General features: G+C 71.3%; 21 protein-coding genes. 8 read left to right on the top strand and 13 right to left on the bottom strand.

Annotated features, from left to right (window positions below):
• Window positions 1–191: 191 nt before the first annotated feature.
• From BA062_RS33515 to BA062_RS33500, 4 genes are all read right to left on the bottom strand, one after another.
• Window positions 192–1,349 carry a cystathionine gamma-synthase gene (locus BA062_RS33515; RefSeq protein WP_110343141.1) on the bottom strand — a complete coding sequence of 386 codons (1,158 nt, stop codon included), beginning with the start codon at window positions 1,347–1,349 and terminating at the stop codon, window positions 192–194.
• 20 nt (window positions 1,350–1,369) lie between these two features.
• The gene (locus BA062_RS33510) at window positions 1,370–1,873 is read right to left on the bottom strand and encodes a hypothetical protein (protein ID WP_110343140.1); all 504 of its coding nucleotides are present in this window, start codon (window positions 1,871–1,873) and stop codon (window positions 1,370–1,372) included.
• A 70-nt stretch (window positions 1,874–1,943) separates the two neighbouring features.
• Window positions 1,944–3,341 (bottom strand): YybS family protein, encoded by a 1,398-nt coding sequence (locus tag BA062_RS40355; protein WP_210407073.1) that lies wholly within the window; start codon window positions 3,339–3,341, stop codon window positions 1,944–1,946.
• 126 nt (window positions 3,342–3,467) lie between these two features.
• The gene (locus BA062_RS33500; RefSeq protein WP_110343138.1) at window positions 3,468–4,847 is read right to left on the bottom strand and encodes a cystathionine beta-synthase; all 1,380 of its coding nucleotides are present in this window, start codon (window positions 4,845–4,847) and stop codon (window positions 3,468–3,470) included.
• A 124-nt stretch (window positions 4,848–4,971) separates the two neighbouring features.
• Here BA062_RS33500 and BA062_RS33495 point away from each other — a divergent pair, with 124 nt between their 5' ends.
• Both BA062_RS33495 and BA062_RS33490 read left to right on the top strand, forming a co-directional pair.
• A complete protein-coding gene (locus tag BA062_RS33495; protein WP_110343137.1) occupies window positions 4,972–6,816 on the top strand; it encodes a bifunctional metallophosphatase/5'-nucleotidase in 1,845 nt (614 codons plus the stop codon).
• 157 nt (window positions 6,817–6,973) lie between these two features.
• Window positions 6,974–8,194 carry an acetyl-CoA C-acetyltransferase gene (locus tag BA062_RS33490; protein WP_110343136.1) on the top strand — a complete coding sequence of 407 codons (1,221 nt, stop codon included), beginning with the start codon at window positions 6,974–6,976 and terminating at the stop codon, window positions 8,192–8,194.
• A 3-nt stretch (window positions 8,195–8,197) separates the two neighbouring features.
• Here the strand turns inward: BA062_RS33490 and BA062_RS33485 are convergent, their stop codons facing one another.
• Window positions 8,198–8,989 (bottom strand): LppU/SCO3897 family protein, encoded by a 792-nt coding sequence (locus tag BA062_RS33485; RefSeq protein WP_245960131.1) that lies wholly within the window; start codon window positions 8,987–8,989, stop codon window positions 8,198–8,200.
• Window positions 8,990–9,128: 139 nt separating this feature from the next.
• The gene (locus BA062_RS33475; protein ID WP_110343135.1) at window positions 9,129–9,947 is read right to left on the bottom strand and encodes a Bax inhibitor-1/YccA family protein; all 819 of its coding nucleotides are present in this window, start codon (window positions 9,945–9,947) and stop codon (window positions 9,129–9,131) included.
• A 264-nt stretch (window positions 9,948–10,211) separates the two neighbouring features.
• Between BA062_RS33475 and BA062_RS33470 the strand changes: the two genes are divergently transcribed.
• The 4 genes from BA062_RS33470 (at window position 10,212) to BA062_RS33455 (ending at window position 15,464) form a co-directional block, all read left to right on the top strand.
• Window positions 10,212–11,621: an MSCRAMM family protein gene (locus BA062_RS33470; protein WP_110343134.1), complete on the top strand. Its 1,410-nt coding sequence runs from the start codon at window positions 10,212–10,214 to the stop codon at window positions 11,619–11,621.
• On the top strand, window positions 11,618–12,343 hold the full coding sequence (locus BA062_RS33465) for a class F sortase (protein ID WP_110343133.1): 726 nt from the start codon (window positions 11,618–11,620) through the stop codon (window positions 12,341–12,343). Before BA062_RS33470 ends, BA062_RS33465 begins: the two co-directional genes overlap by 4 nt.
• Window positions 12,344–12,355: 12 nt before the next feature.
• Window positions 12,356–14,350: an SDR family oxidoreductase gene (locus BA062_RS33460; RefSeq protein ID WP_110343132.1), complete on the top strand. Its 1,995-nt coding sequence runs from the start codon at window positions 12,356–12,358 to the stop codon at window positions 14,348–14,350.
• 118 nt (window positions 14,351–14,468) lie between these two features.
• Entirely contained in the window at window positions 14,469–15,464 is a 996-nt protein-coding gene (locus BA062_RS33455) for a coiled-coil domain-containing protein (RefSeq protein ID WP_110343131.1), read from the top strand.
• 62 nt (window positions 15,465–15,526) lie between these two features.
• Here BA062_RS33455 and BA062_RS33450 read toward each other — a convergent pair whose 3' ends face one another.
• Genes BA062_RS33450 through BA062_RS33420 form a run of 7 tightly spaced genes read right to left on the bottom strand, consistent with a single transcriptional unit; the run spans window position 15,527 to window position 21,931 of the window.
• Window positions 15,527–16,849: an amidase gene (locus BA062_RS33450; protein ID WP_110343130.1), complete on the bottom strand. Its 1,323-nt coding sequence runs from the start codon at window positions 16,847–16,849 to the stop codon at window positions 15,527–15,529.
• Window positions 16,849–17,847, bottom strand: coding sequence for an ABC transporter substrate-binding protein (locus tag BA062_RS33445; protein ID WP_110343129.1), 999 nt, complete (start codon window positions 17,845–17,847; stop codon window positions 16,849–16,851). Before BA062_RS33445 ends, BA062_RS33450 begins: the two co-directional genes overlap by 1 nt.
• Window positions 17,848–17,894: 47 nt before the next feature.
• A complete protein-coding gene (locus tag BA062_RS33440) occupies window positions 17,895–19,289 on the bottom strand; it encodes a PP2C family protein-serine/threonine phosphatase (RefSeq protein WP_110343128.1) in 1,395 nt (464 codons plus the stop codon).
• A complete protein-coding gene (locus BA062_RS33435) occupies window positions 19,286–20,284 on the bottom strand; it encodes an ATP-binding SpoIIE family protein phosphatase (protein WP_110343127.1) in 999 nt (332 codons plus the stop codon). The genes BA062_RS33440 and BA062_RS33435 overlap by 4 nt, the downstream gene beginning before the upstream one ends.
• Window positions 20,281–20,709, bottom strand: a complete 429-nt coding sequence (locus BA062_RS33430; protein ID WP_110343126.1) for an anti-sigma regulatory factor — start codon at window positions 20,707–20,709, stop codon at window positions 20,281–20,283. Before BA062_RS33430 ends, BA062_RS33435 begins: the two co-directional genes overlap by 4 nt.
• Window positions 20,706–21,068, bottom strand: coding sequence for an STAS domain-containing protein (locus BA062_RS33425; protein WP_110343125.1), 363 nt, complete (start codon window positions 21,066–21,068; stop codon window positions 20,706–20,708). Before BA062_RS33425 ends, BA062_RS33430 begins: the two co-directional genes overlap by 4 nt.
• 5 nt (window positions 21,069–21,073) lie before the next feature.
• Entirely contained in the window at window positions 21,074–21,931 is an 858-nt protein-coding gene (locus BA062_RS33420; RefSeq protein WP_110343124.1) for an STAS domain-containing protein, read from the bottom strand.
• A 152-nt stretch (window positions 21,932–22,083) separates the two neighbouring features.
• Between BA062_RS33420 and BA062_RS33415 the strand changes: the two genes are divergently transcribed.
• Together BA062_RS33415 and BA062_RS33410 are read left to right on the top strand one after the other, a co-directional pair.
• Entirely contained in the window at window positions 22,084–22,464 is a 381-nt protein-coding gene (locus BA062_RS33415; protein ID WP_110343123.1) for an STAS domain-containing protein, read from the top strand.
• Window positions 22,457–22,855, top strand: a complete 399-nt coding sequence (locus tag BA062_RS33410; RefSeq protein WP_110343122.1) for an ATP-binding protein — start codon at window positions 22,457–22,459, stop codon at window positions 22,853–22,855. The genes BA062_RS33415 and BA062_RS33410 overlap by 8 nt, the downstream gene beginning before the upstream one ends.
• Window positions 22,856–22,893 lie beyond the last annotated feature (38 nt).

Here is a 22,893-nt window from a genome sequence, read left to right as displayed (position 1 = left end):
GGTCGTGTCTGACAATCCTCTGCCGTGCGAGCGGGGATCAGCGTGGTGGCTCGCAAGGCGGAGGGAAGCCCTCGTACCGGGTCGTACTCGGGCCTTCCGCCAACGCATGCCCCGGGCGCGGGCGCCCCGCACGAACCGAGCGCCGCGCCGGCCCCGCGCAGCCGGCAACGGGATTGTCACACGCGGCCTAGCTAGGCCAGGGCCTGTTCGAGGTCGGCGACCAGGTCGCGGGCGTCCTCGATTCCCACCGAGAGCCGCACCAGTTCCGCAGGCACCTGCAGCAGTGAACCGGCCACGCTCGCGTGCGTCATCCGGCCGGGGTGCTCGATGAGCGACTCGACGCCACCCAGCGACTCGGCGAGGATGAACAGCTTCGTGCGCGCCGCCACGTCCAGCGCGGCCCGCTCGCCGTCGGCGTGGTCGAACGACACCATGCCGCCGAACCGCCGCATCTGCTTCGCCGCGACGTCGTGACCGGGGTGCTCGGCGAGCCCCGGGTAGTACACGCGGCTCACCTTCGGGTGCCGCACGAGCGCCTCGACCACGCGCTCGGCGTTGTCGCAGTGCCGTTCCATGCGCACGGCCAGCGTCTTCAGGCCGCGCAGCGTCAGCCACGCGTCGAACGCTCCCGGCACCGCCCCGGAGGCGTTGCGCAGGAAGAACAGCTGCTCGCGCAGCTCGTCCGAGTTGGTCACCACGGCGCCGCCGACGACGTCGGAGTGCCCGCCGAGGTACTTCGTCGTGGAGTGCACCACGATGTCGGCGCCCAGTTCGATGGGCGTCTGCAGGTACGGCGTCGCGAACGTGTTGTCGACGACCAGCCGCGCGCCACCGACGTGGGCGACCTCGGCCAGCGCGGGGATGTCGGAGACACCGAGCAGCGGGTTGGTGGGCGATTCGCACCAGATGAGCTTGGTCTCCGGCCGCAGCGCGGCGCGGACCTCGCCGAGGTCGGACAGGTGCGCGACGCTGTAGGTGACGCCCCACTGCGTCAGGACCTTGTCGATGAGGCGGAACGTGCCGCCGTACACGTCGTTGCCGAGCACCAGGTGGTCGCCGGGGCGCAGCGTCGCGCGCAGCACGGCGTCGCTGGCTGCCATGCCGGAGCCGAACGCGAGGGTGTGCCTCGCGCCCTCCAGTGCCGCGAGCGCCTCCTCCAGCGCGGTACGGGTGGGGTTGGCGGTGCGCGAATACTCGTAGTCGCCCTCGCGGGTGCCGCCGACGCCGTCCTGCGCGTAGGTGGAGGTCTGGTAGATCGGCACGATCACCGAACCCGTGCGGGGGTCCGGCTCTTGGCCTGCGTGGATGGCGCGGGTCTCGAAGCCGAGTCCGGCGGGGTCGTGAACCATGCCCTCAGCCTACGACCGCGTCACCAGGCCCGCCGCTGGCGTACCCACCGGCGGGTGGGGGCGATGACCGCCAGCACGAGCGTGACGATCGCGGGCAGGCACACGACCAGAACACGCGCGGAGCTGTAGCCCACGCTCCTGCTGTCCAGCTCGCCGTTCAGCGACAGGCGCGCGGCGAACCCGGCGAGCACCATGAACGCGAAGTACACGACGGCGAAACCCGCACCGGTGGCGACCAGCACCTGACCGGCCACCTTGCGCTGGAGCAGCAGGATCGCACCCGGCAGCAGGAGCCCGGCGAGCACGACGTTGGCGACCAGGCTGGTCAGCGCGAACGGAGACCGGGAGACCACGTCGATGCGGCTGAACAGCGCGAGGACACCGAGCAGGTGCACGGCGGCACCGACGAGGGCGAGGACCGAGGCGGCGACGGCCGTACCCCGGTGTGCGGGCGGCTGCGGCGGATCGCCGTACGGCTGGTGCGGGTACGGCCCCGGGTACTGCGGCAGGCTCGGCTGGCTCATCGCGCACCAAGGTCGCACAAAGACGATGCCCCCGGCCAGAGACCGGGGGCATCATCCTCAGTTCAGTTCGTCACCACTGCTGCGGCGGCTGGCCGGGCTGGCCGTATCCGCCGGGCTGCCCGGGAGGCGGGCCCTGCGGGGGCTGACCGAAGCCACCCGGCTGCTGCGGGGGCTGACCGAACCCGCCGGGCTGGCCCGGCTGGGGGAAGCCACCGCTGGACGGGTTCGGGCCTCCTGGCTGGCCGAAGCCCTGGGGCGGACCCTGCTGCGGGAAGCCGCCCGGCTGGCTCGGCGGGCCGAACCCACCGGGCTGGCCGAAGCCGCCGGGACCACCGGGACCACCGAAGCCACCAGGGCCGCCAGGGCCACCGGAACCGCCACCGAGGCCGACGTACTGCGCCGTCTGCGGCAGCACCGCGACCACGCCGACGGCCAGGATGAGGATGCCCATGATCAGGGTGAAGATGATCCGCGTCGGCGGGTCACCGCCCTCGGCCATCAGGAGGATGGAGAAGAGCAGCGCCAGGAAGCCGCCCGCGATCGCCAGGTACGGAATGAGCTTCCTCAGGTTCGCGCCGATCCGGTCGACAAGCGCGTGCAGCACGCCCGCGGCGAGCGCCACGACGCCACCCACCAGCATCATGATCAGGTAGAACGTGATGTGACCCGGCACCTCGGCGGCCGCGCTCTCGATCTGCGCGTTGACGGCGTCAGCGCCACCGGCCTGCTCGATGTACTGACGGCACTGGTCCTCGCTCTGGCCGCTCTGCTCGACACACATCGAGACCAGGTCGTCCTCGGAGCCACCACCGCCGCTGAGGTCGGAGAGCAGCGTGATCGCCAGGATCGCCGTGACGATGCCGAGGACGGCGACGAGGCCGCCCGCGATCCACGCGAACATCTTGTTGCCGCCACCGCCGCCACCGGCGGGAGCGCCGAAGGGAGCCGCACCGGGCGGAGGAGCGCCGAAAGGTCCGGGAGGCGGCGGTCCGCCGAAACCGCCCTGGCCCTGAGCGGGGTCGAACCCGCCGGGCTGACCGAAGCCCTGCTGCGGCTGCTGCGGGGCACCGAAGCCCTGCGGCTGCTGCGGCTGGCCGAAGCCACCGGGCTGCTGACCGAAGCCCTGCTGCGGGTTCACCGCGGCGGGGTTGTCGGCCGCGCTCGGCGGCGGCGCGTACGGGATGGCGGGCGGGGGCTGCGAACCGGGCGGCACCAGCTGAGTCGACTCGGCGCCGGGCCCTTCGCCCTGCTGCTGGACCGGCTGGACGACCTGAGTCGGCTCCGGGCCTTCACCGAACTGCTGATCCCCCTGGGCCGGCTGCTGGGGCTGCTGCCCCGGCTGCACGACCTGAGTCGGCTCCGAGGAACCGAACGGGCTGTCTTGTTGTGGGTTGGGGCCACTTGGAGGGCCCTGCGGCGGCTGCTGCCCGCCGCCCCAGGGCTGGTTCGGTGGCTGCGGAGCACTCATGTGGGTCTTGAACCCCCTTGACACGGACCTTGCTTGATGATTTTCGCTCGCGCACACGCTATCGGATGTGTCTCCGGATCGCTCGTAACGCCCCAGATCCGGCACACGATGAGACTTGTCCGACTTCTAATGCCCCGAAAGGAACGCAAGCAGGTCCTGGCGCGTCACCACCCCCGCCGGCTTGCCCCCTTCGAGCACGAGCGCACCATCCGCCGAGGTCAGCGCCTTCATGGCCGAGCCGACCTGCTCCCCTGCGCCGATCGTCGGCAGCGGCGGCGACATGTGCGCCTCGAGGCGGTCGGCGAGCGCGGCCTTGCCGGTGAACAGCGCGTCGAGCAGGTCCCGCTCGTTGACGGCGCCCACCACCTCGGCGGCCATCACCGGCGGCTCCGCGCTCACCACGGGCATCTGGCTGACGCCGAACTCGCGCAGGATCGACACCGCCTCGGCCACCGTCTCGTTCGGGTGGGTGTGCACCAGGTCGGGCAGGCCGCCGCTCTTGCGGCGCAGCACGTCGCCGACCGTCGCGCCGGAGGAGTCGGGCGGCAGCAGGCCGTAGGACGACATCCACGCGTCGTTGAACACCTTGCCCAGGTAGCCGCGGCCGCCGTCGGGCAGCAGCACCACGATCACGGCGTCCTTCGCGTCGGGGCCGAGGCGCTTCGCGAGCCGCAGCGCCGCCGCGACCGCCATGCCGCACGATCCGCCGACGAGCAGGCCCTCCTCGCTGGCCAGGCGCCGCGTGGTGTGGAAGGAGTCGGCGTCGGAGATCGCGATGATCTCGTCGGCGATGTCGCGGTCGTAGGTCGTCGGCCAGAAGTCCTCGCCGACGCCCTCGACGAGGTAGGGCCTGCCGGTGCCGCCCGAGTACACCGAGCCCTCGGGGTCGGCGCCCACGACCTGCACCTTGCCGTCCGAGACCTCCTTGAGGTAGCGCCCCGTGCCCGAGATGGTGCCGCCCGTGCCGACGCCTGCGACGAAGTGGGTGATCTTGCCGTCGGTCTGCCGCCAGATCTCCGGCCCGGTCGAGAGGTAGTGGCTCTCCGGGTTCTGCGGGTTGGCGTACTGATTGGGCTTCCAGGCGCCTTCGATCTCGGTGACGAGCCGGTCGGAGACGCTGTAGTAGGACTCCGGGTGCTCCGGCGGCACGGCGGTCGGGCACACCACGACCTCCGCCCCGTAGGCCTTGAGGACGTTGCGCTTGTCCTCGCTGACCTTGTCGGGGCACACGAACACGCACTTGTAGCCCTTGCGCTGGGCGACCATCGCGAGCCCGACACCGGTGTTGCCGGAGGTGGGCTCCACGATCGTGCCGCCGGGCCGCAGCTCTCCCGAGGCCTCGGCCGCTTCCACCATGCGCAGCGCGATGCGGTCCTTCACGCTGCCGCCGGGGTTGAGGTACTCGACCTTGGCCAGCACGAGCGGGCTCAGGCCCTCGGTCAGGGTGCCCAGCTTGACCAGCGGGGTGTCGCCAACGAGGTCGATGACGTGTTCGGCGTATTCCATGTCATCAGCGTAAACAGTGCGGGGCGACCCGACACCGGCGCGGGCGAGCCGCATTGTCCGAATAGGACCGCTGTGCTTAGCTCTCCGGGTCATACGTTCGAGTGAACTCGCGAGGAGCGACACCGTGAGATCCCTACGGAAACACCGCGTGCGGGCGGCGGTCACCACCGCGCTCGCAGGCGCACTGCTCGTCACCACGGGCGCGCCGGCCTCGGCCGGGGGCCACGACCGGTTCCCGGTCTTCACGCTCAGCGTGCTCTTCACCAACGACATGGAGTCCGCGCTGCTCGGCGTCGCGGGCGACGGCACCGACGAGGGCCCGATCCTCGACGGCGGGGCGAACCCGTACGGCAGCCCCTCGCGCGTCGCGACGCTCATGGACGACCTTCGCCAGGAGGCCACCACCGGCAAGCCGAGGCGCGGCCAGGCACCGTGGCGTGGCGAGGTGACCCTCTCCGGCGGCGACAACTACCTGGCCGGACCCGAGTTCTCGGCGAGCCTCGAGAACGGCGTGCCGTTCTACGACGCGCTCGCGGTGGAGGGCATCGGCTACGACGCCAGCGCGATCGGCAACCACGAGTTCGACTTCGGGCCGGACGTGTTCGGCCAGTTCATCGAGAGCTTCGGCGGTTCACTCGACTTCGTCAGCGCCAACCTCGACGTCTCCGGCGAGCCCGTGCTGGACGCGTACGCGCAGGACGGGACGATCGTGCGCAGCAAGGTCCTTCGCTCCTCGGGCCAGCGCATCGGCATGATCGGGCTGACCACGCCGGAGCTGCCCGCGATCTCCAGTCCCCGCGGCGTCGAGGTGAGCGGTGACCTCGCCGGGATCGCCAACGGCCTCGCGGCGGACTTCGCCAGGCGCGGCATCGACAAGGTCATCCTCGTGAGCCACCTGCAGGACATCGACAACGAGCTGGCGCTGGTGCCGCAGTTGTCGGGCGTCGACGCCGTGGTGGGCGCGGGTGGCGGCGAGATCCTCGCCGGGCCAGGGGACCGGCTCATCCCGGGCGATGTCGCCGAGCGTGGCTTCCCGCTGTACGCGAACGACAAGACCGGCCGGCCGGTGCCCGTGGTGACCACGACGGGCGACTACAAGTACATCGGCAGGCTGGTGCTCAACTTCAACCGGCGCGGCGAGGTCGTCGGCGTCGACGACGAGCAGACCGGCCCGGTCCGCGTGTCCGGCGTCGGCCCCGACGCGGTGGCGGGCGACCCGCGCGTGCGCGCCGAGGTGGAGAAGCCGGTCGCGGAGCACCTGGAGTCGCTGGCCGAGACGGTGGTGGCGACGAGCGAGGTGCCGCTCAACGGCGTGCGCAACGACGTCCGCTCACGCGAGACCAACCTCGGGGACCTGGTGGCCGACAGCCTGCGCTGGGCCGGTCAGCAGCGCGCCGCGGAGTACGGCGTGACGCCGCCGCAGGTGGGCATCCAGAACGGCGGCGGCATCCGCAACGACTCGACGCTGCCCGCCGGGGACATCACGGCGCTCAACACGTACGAGGTGGCGCCGTTCGCGAACTTCGTGGCCGTGGTGCCGGACGTGCCGCGCACAGTGTTCCGCCAGCTGCTCGAACGTGGTGTCGCCGCGGCACCCGGCGCCGCGGGCCAGTTCATGCAGGTGTCCGGGGTGTCGTTCACCTACGACGTCACGCGCACGGCCCAGGTCGTGCGGGAGGGCACCAACACGATCGTCACGCCCGGCGAGCGGGTCCGCGACGTCGTGCTGGAGGACGGCACGGTGCTCGTGCGGGACGGCGTGGTCGTGGACGGCCCGCCCGTCTCGATCGCCACGAACGACTTCTCCGCCCGCGGCGGCGACGGTTACCCGTTCGAGGGCCTGCCGTTCACCCCGGTCGGCACCACCTACCAGCAGGCGCTGCAGGACTACCTGACCGACGGCCTCGGCGGCGCGGTCACCTCCGCGCAGTACCCGGTGGGCGGTACGGGCCGGATCGTCGCCCTGTAGCCCATGCAGTGAAGGCCACCTTCACTGTGTTCAACGCAGTGAAGGTGGCCTTCACTGCACTCAACGCAGCCAGGGTGGCCTTCACTGCTGTCAGGATGCAGGATGAAAGGTGAGCTGAGCGCTCGCTTAGTCGTCGTCGTGCAAAGGAGTACGCACCATGCCCGAAGCCGTGATCGTCTCTGTCGCCCGCTCGCCCATCGGCAGGGCCGGCAAGGGTTCGCTGGTGGACCTCCGGCCCGACGACCTCGCCACGCAGATGGTGCGGGCCGCGCTCGACAAGGTTCCCCAGCTCGACCCCGCCGACATCGACGACCTGATGCTCGGCTGCGGCCTGCCCGGCGGTGAGTCCGGGTTCAACATGGGCCGCGTCGTGGCCGTGCAGCTCGGCTACGACCACCTGCCCGGCTGCACCATCACCCGCTACTGCTCGTCGAGCCTGCAGACCACGCGCATGGCGCTGCACGCCATCAAGGCCGGCGAGGGCGACGTGTTCATCTCCGCGGGTGTGGAGACCGTGTCGCGCTTCGCGAAGGGCAGCTCCGACTCGTGGCCCGACACGCACAACCCGCTGTTCGCCGACGCCGAGGCGCGCACCGCGAAGGTCGCCGAGCAGGGCTCCGACACCTGGACCGACCCGAGGGAGAACGGCGACGTCCCCGACATCTACATCGCGATGGGCCAGACCGCCGAGAACCTGGCGCGGCTCAAGGGCGTCACGCGCGAGGAGATGGACGAATTCGGCGTGCGCTCGCAAAACCTCGCCGAGAAGGCCATCGCCGACGGCTTCTGGGCCAAGGACATCACCCCGGTGACGCTGCCGGACGGCACGGTCGTGGCGAAGGACGACGGCCCTCGCCCGGGCGTGACGCTGGAGGGCGTCGCCGGGCTCAAGCCGGTGTTCCGGCCCGACGGCCGCGTCACCGCGGGCAACTGCTGCCCGCTCAACGACGGCGCCGCCGCCGTGGTGATCATGAGCGACACGAAGGCCAAGGAGCTGGGCGTCACGCCGCTGGCCCGCATCGTGTCCACGGGCGTCTCGGGCCTCTCGCCGGAGATCATGGGCTACGGGCCGGTCGAGGCGTCCAAGCAGGCGCTCGCGAGGGCCGGGCTCGGCATCGGCGACATCGATCTCGTCGAGATCAACGAGGCGTTCGCCGCGCAGGTGATCCCGTCCTACCGTGACCTGGGCATCGACATCGAGCGGCTCAACGTCAACGGCGGCGCGATCGCGGTTGGCCACCCCTTCGGGATGACCGGCGCGCGGATCACGTCGACGCTGATCAACTCGCTGCAGCACCACGACAAGCAGTTCGGCCTCGAGACGATGTGCGTCGGCGGCGGCCAGGGCATGGCGATGGTGCTCGAGCGGCTGAACTGACGGCTAAGCGGACTTGGGCTGTGCCAGGCAGACCACGGTGGGCGGTTTGGTGTAGACCGCCCCCGTGGCGGCCTCGGTGCCGGCGCACGCCTTGGCCGGGTCGGTCTGGCCCTCGACGACCTTGACGATCCGGATCTCGGCGGTGGGATCCGTGCAGGGCACCCGCGCGTAGCCCTTGGTCTGCGAGGTGACGTTGGCCCAGCACTCACCGGCCTTCGCGTTGAGCATGAGGCAGAGCTTGATGTCGGAGAGGGCGAGGTAGTCGTAGTCGCCCTGGGGGCAGCTGCCGCCGTCGGTCAGGCGCACGGCCACCTTCACGTTGGCCTCGGGGTCGGCGCAGTCGACCTTCTCGGGGTTCTCCTGCGCCCTCATCGAGAACTCGGGGACGCTGAGGCACTCGCCCTCCTCAGCGCTCCAGCCGCCCAGCGGGAGGTTCCTGACGATCGCGCCGAGCCCGAGGAGTACCAGCACGACGGCGGGCACGCCGACCCGAAGCCAGAGCCTGCGCTTCTTCGGCGGGGGCGGCGGGTCGCCGAACGGCGCGGGCTGCAGCGGCGGGGTGCCGTAGGCGCCCTGCTGCTGGCCGTACCCCGGCTGGCCCGGCGGCGGGTACTGCCCGTACCCGGGCTGCTGCGGGTACTGCGGCGGCTGACCGGGTTGCTGCGGGTACGGCCGGCCCGGCTGCTGCGGGTACTGGGGTGGCTGGCCGTACGCGGGAGGCTGGCCCGTCGGCGGTGGGCCGTAGGGGTTGGGCCTGCCCGGATCGGGCTGGCCTGGGTGGGGCGGAACCGTCACCGGACACCTCATCGCAGACACGTGAACTGGACGGATCCATCTAACACGGGGTGATCACCGCGACCACGATCGGGTGATACAACGAGGGGCGCCCGGCCGATCCGGCCGGGCGCCCCTTCGTCCAGGAGCCGAGTCCGTGTTATTCGCTCTGCAGGTACGAGAGCAGGCGCAGGATCTCGAGGTACAGCCACACGAGCGTGGTCATGAGGCCGAAGGCGACGTACCACGCGAACTTGGCGGGCACGCCCTCGCGGATCGCCTTGTCGGCCATGTCGAAGTCCAGCAGGAAGCTGAACGCGGCGATGCCGATGCAGACGAGGCTGAACACGATCGCGAGGCCGCCGCCGTCACGCAGGCCCATGTTCACGCCGAACAGGCCCAGCACCAGGTTGGCGAGCATGAGCACGGCGACGCCGCCGACCGCGCCGATGATCCACTTGGTGAGCTTCGGCGTCACCTTGACGGCGCCGGTCTTGTAGACCACCAGCATCACCACGAACACGGCCGCGGTGCCCAGCACCGCCTGCAGGGCGATCCCGGGGAAAAGGAGCTCGAAGACACCGGTGATCGCACCGAGGAACACACCCTCGGCCGCCGAGTAGGCGAGCGTCAGGGGGCCGCTGGCGAGCTGCTTGAAGATGATGATCAGCGACAGCACGAGGCCGACGAGCATGCCGCCGATCATGGCGCCCATGATCGGGCCCATCGCGTCGGCGGCGGCCTGGCCCTGCGCCCAGATCGCCGTGACGATGCCGACGAGCAGGGTGACGCCCAGGCTCGCGCCGGTCTTCATCACCACGTCGTCGACGGTCATCGGGCGGTCGGCCGAACCGGCCGGGGCCTGCGGCGCGCCGTAACCGGGGACGCCGCCCTGCGGCTGGTTGAAGCCGGCGTACGGCCCGGCTGCCGCGGTGCTCGTCGGCAGGTTCCGGAACGCCGGGTTGCTTGAGGTTCGCACCTGATCCTCCTGGATCTCCTGGCACTTGCATTGGGCTTAACGACCGCGTGCGCCGGCCGGTTCCCGTAGGTCAGTAAAGGCGACTTTACCCACAATCGCGATCGTGCAGTGTGCACCCACCGTAAATGTTCGGTGCCATTTACCGTCCGGCGACGTCCACCGCTCGGCCGATTGCCCTGCTCACCCGTTTCGGGACATTCTCACCACCAGTGTCCCGATCTTGCCCGAAGGCGTGTCGGGATTTATCACACAAGGGGGGAACTGGTGGGTTCGACGACACGCCGGGCTACCGTCGTGCGCCTGTTGATCGCGTGCGCGCTGGCCGCGTTGTCACTGGTCGTGGTGGCTCCGGCCGCGTCGGCGGCCGTCGAGGAGGGCTCCGGCTACCGCACTACGCCGGGGCAGCCCTGGGGTGGCCGCGACCGCGCCTACGACTGGGTCGGCTCCTACCGGGTCGGCGGCAAGCAGGTGTTCTGCGTGTCGTTCGCGCTGAAGGCGCCCGACAGCGGTGAGGTGTACCGGCCCGGCGACGAGCTGCTGACCAAGTGGGGCGACAAGCTCTCCCCCGAGGTCGCCGCCAACATCTCCTACCTGCTCCTTCGCTACGGCGACACGGAGAGCCCCGACGAGGCCGCCGCGCTCGCCCACCTGCTGCACTCGTGGACCGCGGCGCCGCGCTCGCCCGCCGACCTCGACCCGGACAAGCCGTTCACCGAGATCGGCTACGACGTCGACCTGCAGTACGGCAAACTCCCCGCGAGCGCCCAGCAGGCCGTGGAGCGCCTGCGTACCGACGCCGAGGCCAACCGGGGCCCGTGGACGGCCGCCGTCGCGGCGCCCGAGGAGGCCCAGACCATCGGCACGCCCGGTGAGTGGACGATCAGCGTCACCAACGCGGCGGGCAAGGGCGTGCCGGGAGTACCCGTGGCGCTGACGCTCACCGATGCCGAGGTCGACGGCGAGCAGACCGTCACCACCGGTGAGGACGGCACCGCCACGCTGCGGGTGGTGCCCACCGGCGAGAACCCGAAGGTCTCCGGCACACTCTCGGCCCCGGCCGAGCGGCCGTACGTGCAGGACCCGGTCACCACCGACACCCAGCGCGTGGTCTCGACCGGCGGCGAGCAGGCGCTGACCGCCGAGGCCACCACGCAGGCCGTCACGCCGCCCGGCATCGTGCGGGTCGCGAAGGTCGACGCCGCGACGGACAAGGGCATCGCCGGGGTCCCGCTGCGGATCACGGCCGCCGACAAGACCTCGCCCGCGCTGGGGCAGGACGGCCAGCCGCTCGTCGGCGAGGACGGCAAGCCCGCCGTCGTCACCACCGAGGGCGAGGACGGCGTGGTGACCGTGGAGAACCTGCGCACGCCGCAGGAGATCTGCGTGGTCGAGGTGAGCCCGCCGAACGGTTACGACGACGCGTTCGATCCCGCGAACCCACCGTCGGCGTGCGGCACGGTCCAGCCGGGCGAGACGCTCGTGCTGACGATCGAGAACGTCGCCGACCAGGTTCCCCGCACCATCCCCGCCGGCGAGAAACCGACCACGGTCGCACAGAGCGCCACCACCACGAGCACCCCGGTGGGCGCGCTCGCCGGGATGGGCGTGCTCGCGGTGATGGTGTCCGGGCTCGTGGGCCTGGTCGCCAGAAGGCGGTTCACGCGGGACCGATGACGTACTCCAAGCGCGGCAGGGGCAGGTGGGTCAAGGCCTACCTGCTGGGGGCGGGCACGGTGCTCGCCGCCGAGCTGGCCGTCTTCGGTGCGGTGCTGCTGCCGCCGACCGTCGCGGTCGCGGGCAGCGCGCAACCGGCCGCCGTCGCACAACCACCGGAGCAGGCGGCGCCGCAGACCACCACGGCGACCCCGGAGCCCGAACCGGCGCCGCCTCCGGCGAAGCCCGAGCCGAAACCGGAAGCCGCGCCGCCGCCCGCGCAGGACCGGCCGGTCGCGAGCGGGCAGCGCCCGGGCACCATCCAGCTGCCCCAGGGCGGCACGGCCGAACTCGTGCGCAGGGAGGTCGGCCCCGACGCGGTGCTGCCCGTGCCGGACGACCTGGACGAAGCGACGTGGTGGGGCGCGGGACTCGACGCGCCGAGCGGCGCGAGCGTGTTCGCGGGGCACGTCAACTGGAACGGGCGGACGGGACCGTTCGCCGAGCTCTGGGACATCGGCGTCGGCGAGGAGGTGACCGTCAGCGACACCGGTGGGAAGGTGTGGCGCTACCGCGTCGCCCAGATCGTCACGCTGCACAAGGACGAGCTGCCAGCCCGCGCGACCGAGCTGTTCAGCCAGAGCGGCGGGCACCGGATCGTGCTGGTCACGTGCGGCGGACGGTGGCTCGGCGGAAACACCGGATATGCCGAGAACCGAGTCGTCATCGCCGAACCCGCCTGACACAATGCGCCAATGGCGACGTATCTGGTGACCGGCGCGACGGGATTGATCGGGCGTCACTTCACGCGGCTGCTGCTCGGCAGGGACGACACCGAGCACGTCTCGCTGCTCGTGCGCGAGGCCTCCCGGGACCGCCTCGCCGATCTCGTGCAGCAGTGGCCGCACCCGGAGAAGGTGTCGCTGGTGACCGGCGACCTCGCCGCAGAAGGCCTCGGTGTCGGCGAGAGCGAGCGCGACCGCCTGCGCGGCAACGTCAGCCACCTCGTGCACCTGGCCGCGCTGTACGACCTCACCGCCGACGACGAGGCCAGCGTCAGGGCCAACGTCGACGGCACCCGGCACGTCCTCGACCTGGCCGCCGACCTGCGCGTCGGCTGTCTGCACCACGTGTCCTCCGTCGCCGTCGCCGGCGACTACGCCGGGGTGTTCACCGAGGACATGTTCGACGCGGGCCAGCGCCTGCTCACGCCGTACCACCGCACGAAGTTCGAGGCCGAGCGGCTCGTGCGCGAGCAGCACGACGTGCCGTGGCGCGTCTACCGGCCCGCGATCGTCGTCGGGCACTCCGAGACCGGCGAGATGGACAAGATCGACGGCCCGTACTACCTGTTCAGCGCCATCAGCAGGCTCGCGTCGCTGCCGAACCTGCCCGTGGTGGGCCCCGACATCGGCGACACCAACATCGTGCCGGTCGACTACGTCGCCAAGGCGCTGCTGGAGCTCGTCTCCAAGCCCGGCCTCGACGGCCGCGCCTTCCACCTCGTCAACCCCGAGCCGCAGCCGGTGGCGTCGGTCTACAACGCCTTCGCCCGCGCCGCAGGGGCCCCCACGATCAGCGTCGAGCTCGACGAGCGGATCTCGCGCGGCGTGGTCGGCCTGGTGAAGCTCTCCGAGCACGTGCCGGGCGTGACGATCGCGCGCAACGCCGTGCTCGGCCGCCTCGGCATCCCGCCGGTGCTGCTGGAGAACCTCACGTTCCCTTCGGTGTTCTCGTCGGCCTCGACGCGCAGGGAGCTGGCCGGGTCCGGTGTGGACGTTCCGTCGCTGGAAGGCTACGCGCCCGCGCTGTGGCGGTACTGGCGCGAGCACCTCGACCCGTTCCGCGCGCGCAAGCACGGCCCCCGCGGCGAGCTGGACGGCCGCCGCATCGTGATCACCGGTGCGTCGTCGGGCATCGGGCGGGCGACCTCGCTGAAGGTGGCGGCGGAGGGCGGGGTTCCGCTGCTCGTCGCCAGGCGCAGGCCCGAGCTGGAGGAACTGCGCGACGAGATCGTCGCCGCGGGCGGGCAGGCGTCGGTGTACCCGGCCGACCTGACCGACGAGGAGTCGGTCAACAAGGCCGTCGAGGCGATGCTCGCCGACCACGGACGCGTGGACATGCTGGTCAACAACGCCGGCCGGTCGATCCGGCGCTCCGTGAAGCTGTCCTACGACCGCTTCCACGACTTCGAGCGCGCGATGGCCATCAACTACTTCGGCGCCGTGCGGCTAATCCTCGCGCTGCTGCCGCACATGGCCGAGCGGAAGTTCGGGCACATCGTCAACGTGTCGTCGATCGGGGTGCAGGGCATCGCCCCGCGGTTCTCCGCGTACGTCGCGTCGAAGGCCGCGCTCGACTACTTCAGCAAGATCGTCGCGACCGAGACGCACGGCGACGGCGTCACGTTCACGACCATCCACATGCCCCTCGTGCGCACGCCGATGATCCGCCCGACGAAGATCTACGACGCGTTCCCGACGAAGTCCCCCGAGCAGGCCGCGGGAATGGTCGTGCGCGCGCTGAAGGAGCGGCCGAAGCACATCGGCTCTCCCGAGGGTTACCTGATCCAGGCCGCGTACGCCGTCGCACCGAACCTGGTGAACGCGATCGCGTACGAGGGATACCGGGTTTTCCCCGACTCCACCGCCGCGGGCGGCACCGGAAAGCTGAACATCGGCAAGGGTGACCGCCACCTGTCGAGAGCGGCGGGCGCGCTGGTCAAGCTCACGCGGGGATTCCACTGGTGACACACCCTCGGTAACCGCGGCCCTCGCGGATACCACGAACTCTCAGGTGGACAGACACCACACCCTTTCTCGGCCTGCCTGATGCCGACGACACCCCGTGCGCGGGTACGGTCGGGGCATGGCTTCCGAGCACGACAACCGCCTGCTGCCGCTCCGGCGCGACTTCACCCAGGCGTGGCACGGGTTCGACCGCAACCAGGTGCTGCAGTACGTCGACCACCTCGAAGCGCAGATGCGGCGGGTACTCGCCGAACGCGATTCGGCGATGGCGCAGTCGAGCACCGTCTCCCGCGAACTGGAGAACGCCAGGCGGGAGCTGGGCAGGCTGCAGAACCGCGTGGAGGAGCTGAAGAAGCCACCGGAGCGGGTCGAGGATCTCGACGAGCGCATGCAGCGCACCGTCCAGCTCGCCAACACACGCGCCGAGGAGATCGTCGCGCGCGCGGAGGCCGCGGCGGAGAAGAACTGGGCGGAGAGCAGCGACGTCTCGAAGAAGCTGCACGAGCGCTACATGAAGCTCGTGGAAACGCTCGACCGCCACGCGAAGGCGTTGCAGGAGGAGCACGAGGAGGCGCTCGCGGCCACCAAGGCCGAGGTCGAGGCGCTGACCTCCACGGCGGCGCGCCGGCGTGAGCAGCTCGATGCCGAGGCCGAGCGCAAGCGGCGCAACATCGAGCGCGAGTTCGACGCGAAGACGAGCGCGGAGCGTACGGCGCTGGAGAAGCACATCGCCGACCAGAAGACGGCCAGCAAGAACGCGGCGGAGCGGCGGATCGCGGAGGCGACGGCCGAGGCCAAGCGCCTCGTGGACGAGGCCACGGCGAAGGCCAAGCGCCTGCTCGAGGAGGCCACCAACGAGGCCGACCGGCGGACCACGGAGGCCAACGACACGGTCGAGCGGCTCACCAAGATCCGCGAGGAGGCCCGCGCGCGGCTGCGGGAGGCCGACGAGGTGCTCCAGCGCGGTGAGTCCGCCCTCGTGCCGGTGGAGGACGAGGACAGCGAGCTGGCCGGTCTGCCGTCGTCGGACGGCAAGCGCGACAAGCCGCGCCCCACGCCCAGCGCCGACCGCCAGAAGACCTACTCGGTCTACGCCACCAAGCCGTCCTCCTGACCAGCTGCGCCGGTCCGCAGTGAAGGCCACCTTGCCTGCGTTGAACGCAGTGAAGGTGGCCTTCACTGCATCCAGGTGGTCTCCTCCAGCTGCGCCGCCAGGGCCAGAAGGGTCGCCTCGCCGCCCGGGGCGGCGACCAGGTGCACGCCGATCGGCAGGCCGTCCGCGAAGTGGCCCGCGGGCACCGACATGGCGGGGAAGCCCGCCAGGTTCCACAGGCCCGCGAAACCGGCGAGCCGGATCGACGGGGCCGCGTTGGCCAGGCACGACCGTTCGTGCCAGTTTCGCGCCTTCGGCGGCTTCGCCGCGAGCGTGGGCGTCACCAGCACGTCGTGGTCGGCGAAGAACGCCTCCGCGCGCCGGGTCCATTCCCGCGCGGAATCCTCGCGGACCAGACCTGCCCTGCGCACCGCGTTGCCGATCCGCACGTGCGTACGGGTGCGTGGTTGCAGCAACGCCGGGTCGACGCCGAAGTCGTCCGCCTGCTCGGCGGGCCCGGCGAACCAGCGCGTGAGCAGGCCCAGCGCGGCGGCTCCGTAGGCAGGCGTCGCGGCGACCACCCGGTGCCCGGCCGCGCCGAGCCGCACGCCCGCACGCCGCACGGCGTCCCGCATCGGGCCCGGTACCGGGGCGTGCGTGAGCGGCACCTGTGTCGACACGGCGACCCGCAGCCTGCCGGGGTCGCGCGGCGTGCGCAGGTCGGGGCGTTCGGCGAGCACACCGAGCAGCAGGGCGGCGTCGGCCGCGGTCGTGGCGATGGCGCCGTGTGCGGACATGCCGAACCACTGCGGGTCGCTGGACTCGGCCACCACGCCCCGGCCCGGCTTGATGCCGACCACGCCGCAGATCGCCGACGGCAGGCGGATCGAGCCGAGGCCGTCGGTGCCGTGCGCGATCGGCACCAGGCCCGCGGCCACCGCGGCCGCGCTGCCCCCGGACGACCCACCGGCTACATAGGACGGTTGGCGCGGGTTGCGGGCGATCCCTTCCGGGGTGTCGCTCATGGGCCAGATGCACAGCTCGGGCACGCGCGTGAGCCCCACGATCACGGCGCCCGCCGCCCGCAGGCGGGCGACGACCTCGTGGTCGCCGCCCGCCGGGGCGTGGTCGGTGGCGCGGGAGCCCCATTCGACGCTCTCGCCCGTGACGCTCACGACGTCCTTGACCGCCACGGGAACCCCCGCCAGCGGCAGCTCGCGCAGGTCGGAACGGTCCCGCAGGGCCTTGGCCTCGGCGAGCGCCTCGGCGGCGCGGACCCTGCGGAACGCGCCGACGGCGCCGTCGGCGGTCTCGATCCGGGCGAGCGCGTCCTCGGTCGGGCGCACGGGATCCAGCTCGCTCGCCCGCACTGCCGCGGCGATGTCCACGGCGCCGGAAGTCACCATCAGGTGACCTTACGCGAACCCTCCAGGTTTTCGGCCAGTTTGTTCAGTGTGCGGGCCTGCGCGACGTAGTCCATCGAGCTGAACTCCCACGGGAACACCTGACGGGCCTTGCCCGCGGGCGTCTCGGCGAACGTCGGCTGCTTCAGCATGTCCTCGCCGCTCATCGCGCGCAGCGAGTACAGCACCACATCGACGGGGTGGTCGACGATGTTCTCCCAGCTCACCTGCTGCCAGAAGTACTCGGAGCCGCCGGGGTCGGGGTAGTTGAGCCCGAGCTCGGTGTAGCTGCGCAGTGCGGGGTCGTCCTTCGCCTTGGCGATGTAGATGCCATCGCCCTGGTAGGCCGCGACGGCCATGACCGAGAGCCCGGACTTCGCGGCGTTCTCCAGCCGGGCGCGAGCGGCCTCGTAGTCCTTGCGCGGCCCCTCCAGCGTCTGGCCGGTGACGCCGATCGACTTCGCGAACTCCACGGTGCGGTCCACGACGCCTGCCGCCGAGCCCTTCATCGCGAGCGCGACGATCGGGGCGATCTCCCCGGCGAGCTTCTGCTGCTGGAGGTCCTTGAACCCGAACAGCGGCTTCGAGGGGTCGAGCTTGCCCGAGGAGTCCACGGGGTAGGCGTGGGTCAGGATCAGGTCGGGGGCCAGGTTGGCGAGCTGCTCCAGGTTGATCTCGCCGTGGGTGGTGCCGAGCTCGGTGACCTTGGAGAGGTCCCTCCCCTTGAAGTTGACGTCGTCGGCTAGGCCGGTCTGCCCGAACGAGCCGACCGGCGCGATGCCGTAGTTCCACAGCGACGCGATGGCGTCATTCAACCCGGCGATCTTGGTGGGCCTGGCGTCGAGCTCCACCGTGGCGCCCGTGTCGTCGGTGAAGGACCAGGCACCCGAGCCGGACGCCGCGTTGTCGGAGCCGCCTCGGCCACACGCGGCGAGCAGGCCGGAGGCCGCGACGGCCGCGGCGCCGCCGAGCAGGCTGCGACGGGAGAGAGTGGAAACCATGCCGGTTAACTTAGCCAAGCCTAAGTACAGCGGGAAGCGAGTGTGACCTATGCCGACGCGGTTTCGCCGGAACGTTCCGGGCCTGCCCACCGGCACAGCAGCAGGCACACGTCGTCGTCGTGGTCGCTGCCGCCGAGCATGACCTTCAGAACGTGCTCGGTCCGCTCCTCCAGCCGCACCGCCTCGCACGTGGTGAACGCGTCCGCGAGCCGCTCCATGCCCGCGTCGATGTCACTGGAGCGCCGCTCGATGAGCCCGTCCGTGTAGAGCACCACCGACGAGCCGGGCGACAGTGGGCGCTCGTGCTCGGGGATGTCGTACGGGATGTTGATGCCGAGCATCGGCCCGTGGTCCACGTCGAGGAACTCCACCTCGCCGGTCGGCGCCTGCACCAGCGGCGGCGGGTGACCCGCGCTCGCCCAGCGCATGACGCCCGTGCCGAGCTCGACCTCGGCCACCACCGCGGTCGCGAACAACGTGCCCGGCTCGCCGCGCAGCAGGTCGTGCACGAGCCGCAGCGACGCCGCCGGGCCGTGCCCCTCGATCGCGTACGCCCGGAGCACGTTCTGCAGCTTGCCCATCACCACGGCGGCGTCGAGCCCGTGCCCGGTGACGTCGCCGACCGTGAGCACGACCGTGCCGTCCGGCCGGTGGAAGGCGTCGTACCAGTCGCCGCCGACGTGCACGCCGCGCGTGGCGGAGCGGTACCGGGCGACGATGTCGAGCTCGTCGTGAGAAGCGAGCGCGGGCAGCATCGCACGCTGGAGCCGTTCGGCCAGCTCGTGCTCGCGCTCGTACTCGTTGGCGTTGCGCAGGCCGACGGCGGCCCGGTTCGCGACGGCCTTCGCGAGCGTGATGTCGTCGTGGGTGAACGGGGCGGAATCCCGGTGAAGGTCGAAGACGCCGAGCACGTGCGGTCCCGCGGTGAGCGGCACGCTGACGCGGTGGTCACCGTCCTGGACGGGCTTGTGGGAGGCGAGCGCCCTGCGCGTGGTCACGTCGGGCTTGCGGTGCGGGTCGGCGGGGCAGACGAGACCGTCGCCCGCGGCCGTCCACACGCTGGTGCGATCGGCAAGCCCGTTGCCACGGACCAGTGCCGCGACCTCGTCCAGCATCTCCACGCTGTCCAGCGAGGTCGCCGACGCGCGGCTGACGTCGTCGAGGAACGCCGTCCGCCGCCGCTGCCGGTCGATCTCGGCGTGCAGGGCGAGCAGCCCCGCGTTCGTCTGCTCGAGCTCCGACTGGTGCCAGCTCAGTTCGCCCCGCTGCTCGCGGATGACGGCGGTGAGCGCCTCCAGCACGTCACCGATGAGGCTGTCCGGTTCGATGGCGTCGAGCTCGGCCGTGATCGCCTCCCAGGCACGGGGAGGGAGGTCACGCGTGCTCAGCACGCGCTCCACCTCGGCCTTGAGCTCGTTGGTGAGGCGAGGGTCCGCGGTCACGAAGCCTCACCTCCCGCGATCGCCAGCACGCAGGCGTCGTCGCGCCACCGGATGTGCTGTCCCAGCAGCCAGCCCGCGACCGTGGCGGGATCGTGGCCGAGGAGACCTGGCCATTCGGCGGCGTTCCATCGTTCGGACACTCCGTCGGTGTGCATGATCAGCCAGCTGTCGGCGGACCACGGTCGGACCAGCGGATCGGCCCGCCGTCCCCGCCGCTGCCTCCTTCCCACTATGCCCGGAACCGAGACCAATGTCTCCCGAGTCCCACCCGGCCCGAGCAGGCGCGCGGTGACGTTGCCGACCCCGGAGAAGAACAGTGTGCCCCGTGCGAGATCGAGTTGCACGAGTGCGACGGCGGAGCCACGCGAAGAGGCCGGGTCCTCGTCCATCGCCGCGAGCATGACGGGCAGCGAAGCACCGGGGTCGGCCGCGACGTGACCGATCGCCGCCGCGCTGGCCGCGGCGGCCGCGGGCCCGTGACCGAGCCCGTCGGTGAGGACGATCGTCACGAGCCCGTCGGCGTCGACCGCGGTCCAGCCGTCGCCGCTGACCGACTCGCCGGGCGCGGCGAAGAGCACACTCCCGACACGCACGCCGCGCCAGTGGGGCGTGCCGATCAGCCAGCGCGCCAGCACGGCCGTGCCCGAGCCGAGGCGCGAGTAGAGGTCGAACTCGTCGGCGAGCCGTCGCACCGCGCCGAGGCCGGTGCCCATCGAGCCGGTGGTGGAGAAGCCGTCCCGCATGCTTTCGTCCACGTTGCGCAGCCCCGGACCCCGGTCGGCCGCGACGAGGTCGAGTCCCAGCGGGCCGCGGGTGATCGCGAACAGCCCGCCCCTGGCGTACTTGAGCAGGTTGGTCGCCAGCTCGGACGCGGCGATGGCGATCCGGTCGACCGTCGCGGACGGCAGCCCCGCGTCGCGCGCCGCCGTGGTCGCGAGCGACCGGGCCTGCCCCACGTGCACCGGCTCGGTGACCGGCAGGACCGTGTCCCTCACCGTCGGGCCGGCTTGCGTGCCCGGAACCCGACCGAGACCGTGGTGCCCTCCCCCGGCGCCGTCCTCAGATCGAACTCGTCGGCGAGCCTGCGCGCACCACTGAGCCCGAGGCCGAGCCCGCCTGCGCTGCTGTACCCGTCGGTGAGTGCGAGATCGACGTCGGCGATGCCGGGACCCTTGTCGGAGAACACGAGCCGCAGCGTGGTGGTGCCGTCGTCGGCCTTCTCCAGCTCGATCCTGGCCTCGCCGCCGTGGCCGTGGACCCGGGTGTTGCGCGCGAGCTCGCTCGCCGCCGTGACGAGCTTGGTCTGCTCGACGAGGGAGAAGCCGATCGACACGGCCACCTCCCGGACGGCCTGGCGAACGTGAACGATGTCGATCTCCTCGTTGATCCGCACCTGCTGGACGGTGAGGATGCTCGTCATCGTCGCCTCGCGGAGCCGTTCAGCCTGTCCAACCCGTCCGCGACCGTCAGCGCCGTGCCGAGGCCGGGCAGGGTCAGTCCCAGCTCCACGAGTGTGATCGCCACTTCTGGCCGCATCCCGACGACCACCGTCTCCGCGGCGAGCAGCGCGCTCGCTCCCGCGATGTCGTGCAAGGTCCTGGCGAGGAAGGAGTCGACGAGGTCGAGCCCGGACACGTCGATCAGCACGCCCCGGGCGCTGCTCCTCGCGACGTTGGTGGTGAGCTCCTCCTGCAACGCCATCGCGTCTTCGTCGGTCAGCTCACCCTGAATGGTCACGAGCAGCACGTCCTGCAGCTCGACGACGGAGGTCGCGCTCATGGCCGCTACCCCGCAGCGCGCTCGTCGGGGCGGACGGTGAGGCCGATGATGCCCAGCGCCCGCGCGAACGCGTCGGCGAGCGTCGCCCTGGTGGCCACCTCGCCGAGGTCGATGCCGAGCTGCACCATCGTCTGCGCGATCTGGGGGCGAATCCCGCTGATGATGCACTCCGCGCCCATCAGCCTCGCCGCCACGGCCGTCTTGAGCAGGTGCTGCGCGACAAGCGTGTCCACGGCGGTGACGCCGGTGATGTCGAGGATCGCCACGCGCGCCTGGTGGGCGACGATCTGCTCGAGCAGGCTTTCGGTCGCGACCTGGCCACGCGTGCTGTCGAGGGTGCCGATGAGCGGGATGGCGAGGATGCCGTCCCACAGCTTGATCACGGGGGTCGACAGCTCGGTGAGCTGTGCGCGCTGCGCGAGAATGGTCTCCGCACCGGCAGACAGCTCGATCTCCAGCAGCGCGATGCGCAACGTGTTGAGCACGTTGGACAGCACCAGGTCGCCGCTGTGCACGATGTCCTCGGGCAGATCCTGTTCGCGCCACAGCCGCAGCAGCGGGCCCTTCAGCACGGTGACGTCGGGGCGGTCGCTCCCGGAGGGACCACCCGCGGAGCGGGCGGCGAGCGAGGCGAGCACGGGACGCACGGTCGCGAGGCCGTCGGCGGAGGGGTCCTCCTCGCCACCGGTCTCGATCACGTGCCTGAGCCCGGTGAGCAGTTCGGCGCATTCCTCGGCCGCGTCCGCGGGGCGCCGGGCGGTGAACACGGGCGTCGCGGCCCACGCGCGTTCGATGTCGGACCGGTTTTCCTTCAGGAACTGGGCCACCCTGTCACGGATGGTCTGGCCGGTACCGGCGGTCATGCCCCACATCCTCCGTCGCGCCTTGAGCCATTTCTCGTTGTGCTGAGGATTCGCTTACCTCCTGGCAAACTTAGGGCACAGCATGACCCACCTCCAGGGGAGGTACAAACCCAGGCGCCTGCGAAGCGCGCGTGACCAGGAGTGAGCTGACGATGACCAACGGCCACGAGAACAACGGCGCCACCGCGAATCCGACGGTGGTGCGTGCCGAGCTCGTCAGTGACGGCGAGGGTCACATCGCGCTCAGTGGGGAGATCGACCACGGCGTCGCGCCTCAGCTCGACGCCGCGCTGGAATCGCTCTTCTCCGCCGGGGCGGGCAGACTCGTGGTGGACTTCGCGCGCCTTTCGTTCTTCGACTCTGCGTGCATCAGTGCGCTGGTGCGCGCGCATTCAACGGTGACCGAGCGCGGCGGGACGGTGAGACTCGTCAACGTCGACCGGTACGCCCACCGGGTGCTGCAGATCGCCGGACTCGTGCCGCTCTTCGAGATCGAGCAGGCGACCGGCCCCGACACCGAGCCCGATGACTGAGCGGACGGGGCGACGGCCACCCGACACATTGCTGCTGGACCTGCGGCTTCGTGCCGACGACAACGCGCCCTCCGAGGCAAGGCACGCCACCGACGGCGCACTCGGCGCCGTCGCCGACGGGGTGCGCCAAAGCGTCCTGCTGATCGTCACCGAACTCGTCACCAACGCCGTCGTCCACGCGCGCTCCGCCAGCTCGCTGCGCGTGCTCGCCGGTGGCGGCCGCGTGCGGGTGGAAGTCGCCGACAGCGCGCGGGAGCCCCCGGTGGTGCGCAGTCCCTCGCCTCGGCAGCCGCACGGCCGCGGGATGCTGCTGATCTCCGCGATGGCGGACGAGTGGGGGGTGCGGCACACGGACGACGGCAAGGTCGTGTGGGCCGAACTGCGCCCGTGACGTGGTCCGATCTGGTAGTAGTGCCTGGTCAGGGTGAT

The organism is Prauserella flavalba, assembly GCF_003202235.1.
Classification (GTDB): Bacteria; Actinomycetota; Actinomycetes; order Mycobacteriales; family Pseudonocardiaceae; genus Prauserella_A; species Prauserella_A flavalba.
This window is presented reverse-complemented; position numbering and strand designations above follow the sequence as displayed.